This window comes from Acidovorax sp. HMWF018 (assembly GCF_003061035.1).
Classification (GTDB): domain Bacteria; phylum Pseudomonadota; class Gammaproteobacteria; order Burkholderiales; family Burkholderiaceae_C; genus Acidovorax; species Acidovorax delafieldii.
Genome location: NZ_QAIM01000492.1, coordinates 3,903 through 7,857, shown reverse-complemented (window position 1 = coordinate 7,857; position 3,955 = coordinate 3,903). Strand labels below are relative to the sequence as shown.

Annotated in this window: 6 protein-coding genes; 5 read left to right on the top strand and 1 reads right to left on the bottom strand. The window is 64.7% G+C overall.

The features are described 5' to 3' along the window. The 3 genes from DBR23_RS31385 to DBR23_RS21055 all read left to right on the top strand — a co-directional run bounded on the left by DBR23_RS31385 (window position 1) and on the right by DBR23_RS21055 (window position 2,048). Entirely contained in the window at window positions 1-174 is a 174-nt protein-coding gene (locus DBR23_RS31385; RefSeq protein ID WP_369882148.1) for a TOBE domain-containing protein, read from the top strand. A gap of 59 nt (window positions 175-233) precedes the next feature. After that, window positions 234-938, top strand: a complete 705-nt coding sequence (locus tag DBR23_RS21060; protein WP_108499495.1) for an HAD family hydrolase — start codon at window positions 234-236, stop codon at window positions 936-938. Window positions 939-1,091: 153 nt separating this feature from the next. After that, window positions 1,092-2,048, top strand: coding sequence for an AEC family transporter (locus DBR23_RS21055; RefSeq protein WP_056744833.1), 957 nt, complete (start codon window positions 1,092-1,094; stop codon window positions 2,046-2,048). 27 nt (window positions 2,049-2,075) lie between these two features. Here DBR23_RS21055 and pdxH read toward each other — a convergent pair whose 3' ends face one another. Beyond that, window positions 2,076-2,717 (bottom strand): pyridoxamine 5'-phosphate oxidase, encoded by a 642-nt coding sequence (gene pdxH, locus DBR23_RS21050; RefSeq protein WP_108499494.1) that lies wholly within the window; start codon window positions 2,715-2,717, stop codon window positions 2,076-2,078. A 103-nt stretch (window positions 2,718-2,820) separates the two neighbouring features. Here pdxH and DBR23_RS21045 point away from each other — a divergent pair, with 103 nt between their 5' ends. Next, window positions 2,821-3,393, top strand: coding sequence for a TetR/AcrR family transcriptional regulator (locus tag DBR23_RS21045; RefSeq protein WP_015014099.1), 573 nt, complete (start codon window positions 2,821-2,823; stop codon window positions 3,391-3,393). 146 nt (window positions 3,394-3,539) lie between these two features. Then, the coding region (locus DBR23_RS21040; RefSeq protein WP_108499499.1) for a (2Fe-2S)-binding protein at window positions 3,540-3,955 on the top strand (416 nt) is incomplete at its 3' end.

The following is a 3,955-nucleotide window of genomic DNA, read 5'->3' as shown; positions in this document are numbered from 1 at the left end:
CTGGCCGCGCGGGTCACCCGCTGCACCTATCTGGGCAGCGTCATGGAATACACCTTTGCCAGCGCCCTGGGCGCCATTTTTGTGGTGTCGCCCCTGGTGGAGTTGCCGCTGGATGTGGGGGCCCCGGTCAGCCTGACGCTGGCAGACCACGGGGTGTCCGTCGTGGCCGGATGAGGCGGGCGGCGTTTGCCCGTCACGCGCTACGCCGTTCAGTGATACTTTTTTTATGAGCGATGCCCTTGGACTACACCGTTGCTGTTTTTGATCTGGACAACTGCCTGATGGATGCCCGGGCGGTGGGGCCCTTGTTCGAGCCCGCTTTCGAGGCTGTGCGGCAAGCCAACCAGGGCGCTCTGGCCCCTGAGGCCCTTGCGCAAGCGCTGCAGGCCTGCTGGTTCACCGCGTTCGACCTGGTGGCTGAGCGCCACCATTTCACGCCCGCCATGCGCGCTGCGGGGTGGCAGCAGTTCAGCCAGATGGAGGTGAAGACGCCGTTGCGAGGCTATGCCGACATCGAACTGCTGCCCCGCATCCCGCTGCGGCGCTATCTGGTCACCAGCGGCTTTCGGCGCCTGCAGGACAGCAAGATCGATGCGCTGGGAATCCGCCTCTGGTTCGAACAGGTGCTCATCGACGCGATTGACGCACCACCCACCGGCGCCGCGCATGGCAAGCAGGCCCTCTTTGAGCAGATCCTGGCCCGCGAGGGCTGCGCGCCCCGCCAGATGCTGGTGGTGGGCGACAACCCCTTGTCCGAACTGTCGGCCGGGCGCGTCCTGGGGGCCACTACCGTCCAGACGGTGCGGCCAGGTGTCGAGCCCTGGCCCCTGGCAGACCACCGGGTGGAGGGGCTGCAAGGGCTGCTGGCTCTGCTGTCGCCGGATGCGCCGCGCGCCGCAGCGGATACGCCCCCAGCGAGCGCAGACCAGAGGATTTGAAAGAAATCGGCGCCAAGCGCTAGTGGAATATGCGCTGGTGGCTATAAAAACTATAGCGTGCTATCGGTGTGCGCCAGACACACCACGCCGAGTCGGCACGGATCATGGGAGACAATCGGCGCCCACCTTTGCCGACCTGGCGCGCTTTTCTCCGTGAACTCTCCTGTCTTCACCTCGCTGATCCCCGTCATCCTGTTCATCGCCATCGGCTTTTATGTGGGGCGGCGTGGCTGGATTCGTGCCGAGTCCGTCAAGGACCTTGCCAACTTGGTGTTCATGGTGCTCACGCCCGCGCTGCTGTTTCGCACCATGAGCACGGTGCACATCGAAGACCTCAACTTCGGCCCCGTGGGCATCTACTTTGTGGCGTTTGGCGTGGTCTACGCGGCCACGCTGGCGGTGCAGGGCTTCAACACGCTGGGCGCCGCCCGGGCGCTGGCCAACACCTTCAGCAACACGCTGATGATCGGCGTGCCGCTGGTGGGCCTGGTGTTTGGCGATGCGGGGCTGGTCACGCTGTTCACCCTGATCTCGGTGCATTCGCTCATCCTGCTGACGGCCGCCACGGTGGTGTTCGAGCTGGCGGCTGCACGCGAACATGCCGGGCGCCCGGGCGGCGTGCAGCAGCCCATGTGGCGCACCGTGCTGCAGGCCATCCGCAACGGCATCGTGCACCCCGTGCCGCTGCCCATCATTGCGGGCCTGCTGTTTGCACAGACGGGGCTGGTGGTGCCCGAGGTGGTGGGCAAGCCCCTGCAGCTGCTGGGCCAGGCGCTGGGGCCGATTGCGCTGCTGCTGGTGGGGGTGACGCTGGCGTTCACCAAGGTTGGCCACCAGTTCAAGGCTGCGCTGCGGATTGCGCTGGTGAAATGTGTGGTGCACCCGCTGGTGCTGGCCAGCATGGGCTGGGCGCTGGGCCTGTCGGGCATGCCGCTGGCCGTGATGATCGTGGCGGCATCGCTGCCCGTGGGGGCCAACGTCTTCTTGTTCTCCCAGCGCTACCGCGTGGCCGAAGAAGAGGTGACCGCCAGCGTGGCGGTGTCCACCGCGCTGGGGTTGGTGACCATGCCGGTGGTGATTGTGGCAGTGACGCGCTGGGTGGCGGGCTGAGCTAACGGCCCAGGGCCCTAGTTCAGATCAGGGCGCCAGCCGCTCCCGCACCCATTCACCCGCGTCCAGCCGGTAGCGCAGCCGGTCATGCAGGCGGCTCTTGCGCCCCTGCCAGAACTCCCACTGGTCGGGCTTGAGGCGGTAACCGCCCCAGTGCGGTGGGCGGGGTGGCTTGAGCATGAATTGCGCTCCGTATTTGGCCGCGTTGGCCACCAACACGCTGCGGCCTGCAATGACCTGGCTTTGGGGGCTGGCCCATGCGCCGATGCGCGAATCCAGGGGGCGGCTGCTGAAGTATTCGTCGCTTTCCTCGTCGCTGACCTTCTCCACCACGCCTTCGATACGCACCACACGCTCCAGCTCCACCCAGTGAAACTGCAGCGCTGCAAACGGGTTGCCCGCAATCTGGCGGCCCTTGCGGCTTTCGTAGTTGGTAAACCAGACAATCCCGCGCTCGTCATAACCCTTGATGAGCACGATGCGTGTGCTGGGTCGCAGGTCGCTGCCCACGGTGGCCAGGGTCATGGCATTGGGCTCGGGCACTTCGGCGCTGATGGCTTCCTTGAGCCACTGGTCAAACTGCTGCAGGGGGGCAGCGTGCGAGGCGTCTTCGTTGAGTTCGGCGCGCTCGTAGCTCTTGCGGAGGTCGGCGATGGAGTTCGTGGTCATGGCCACGATTGTGCATCCCCCGTACGATGTCGCTTTGCGCCAGGGCATGTGCAGTGGGTTTTGATAGTGGTCGAATCTATGTTCGTTTATATTCCTGGTTCCGATGAAACCCAAAGACGACGAGAAACAGCGCGCCATTGCCCAGGCCACCTTTGAACTGGTGGCCCAGCGCGGCCTGAGCGGCCTGACCCTGGCCGACATTGCCCGGGCAGCGGGTGTGGCCACGAGCACGCTGTACGTGTACTACCCGTCCAAGGACGAACTGATCAGCCAGCTGTACCAGGATGCCAAGACCGTGACGGCCGCGCGCATCATGGACGGGATAGAACCTGGCATGCCCTACCGCGCACGGGTGCGCCGCGCCTGGGGTAATCTGCTGCGCCATCGGCTGGACCAATACGCCGAGGTGGTGTTCCAGGAGCAGTACTACAACTCGCCCTGGTTCACCCAGGGCAACCGCGAATTTTCGACCCGGCTGATGGCGGGCTTTTTTGCGCTGATGGAAGAAGGCCAGCAGCAGGAGATCCTCAAGGCCGTGCCCATTCCGCTGCTCACGGCCAGCCTGGTGGGCTCGGTGCGGGAGACCGGCAACCTGATCCGCACCCAGGTGCTGCCCGATGACGAGGCCGTGCACCAAATGGCGTTTGGCCTGTGCTGGGACGCCATCAAGGCGTAAATTGTGCCGCTGCAAAAACTCAAATTTTGCGGTTTAATCGAATAGTTATTCTCTTAAAACAACAAAGCGGCTTGATATCTGCCCACGCCGCCCTACCGATTGCGCTGTGCTTTTGAGCGCTGACCTTCATCCCAAGGAGTCCCACGATGCCCACCCTCAATATCAACGGAAAAGACACGGCCGTGGATGCCGACGAATCCACCCCCATCCTCTGGGCCCTGCGCGACACGCTGGGCATGACCGGCACCAAGTTTGGCTGCGGCCAGGCGCTGTGTGGCGCCTGCACCGTGCACCTGAACGGAGCGCCGGTGCGGTCCTGCATCACGCCCATCTCGGCGGCGGCAGGCCAGAAGATCACCACCATTGAAGCCATTGCCGCCGACGACAAGGTGGGCAAGGCAGTGCACGCCGCCTGGGTCAAGCACGACGTGGCCCAGTGCGGCTACTGCCAGAGCGGCCAGATCATGAGCGCCACCGCGCTGCTCAAGGGCAAGAAGAAGCCCTCCGACGCCGACATCGACGCTGCCATGGCCGGCAACGTGTGCCGCTGCGGCACCTACGT

Coding starts and splice junctions, on each gene's coding strand:
- DBR23_RS21060 (WP_108499495.1), top strand. CDS start 234: ATGCCCTTGGACTACACCGTTGCTGTTTTTGATCTGGACAACTGCCTG.
- pdxH (WP_108499494.1), bottom strand. CDS start 2,717: ATGACCACGAACTCCATCGCCGACCTCCGCAAGAGCTACGAGCGCGCC.
- DBR23_RS21045 (WP_015014099.1), top strand. CDS start 2,821: ATGAAACCCAAAGACGACGAGAAACAGCGCGCCATTGCCCAGGCCACC.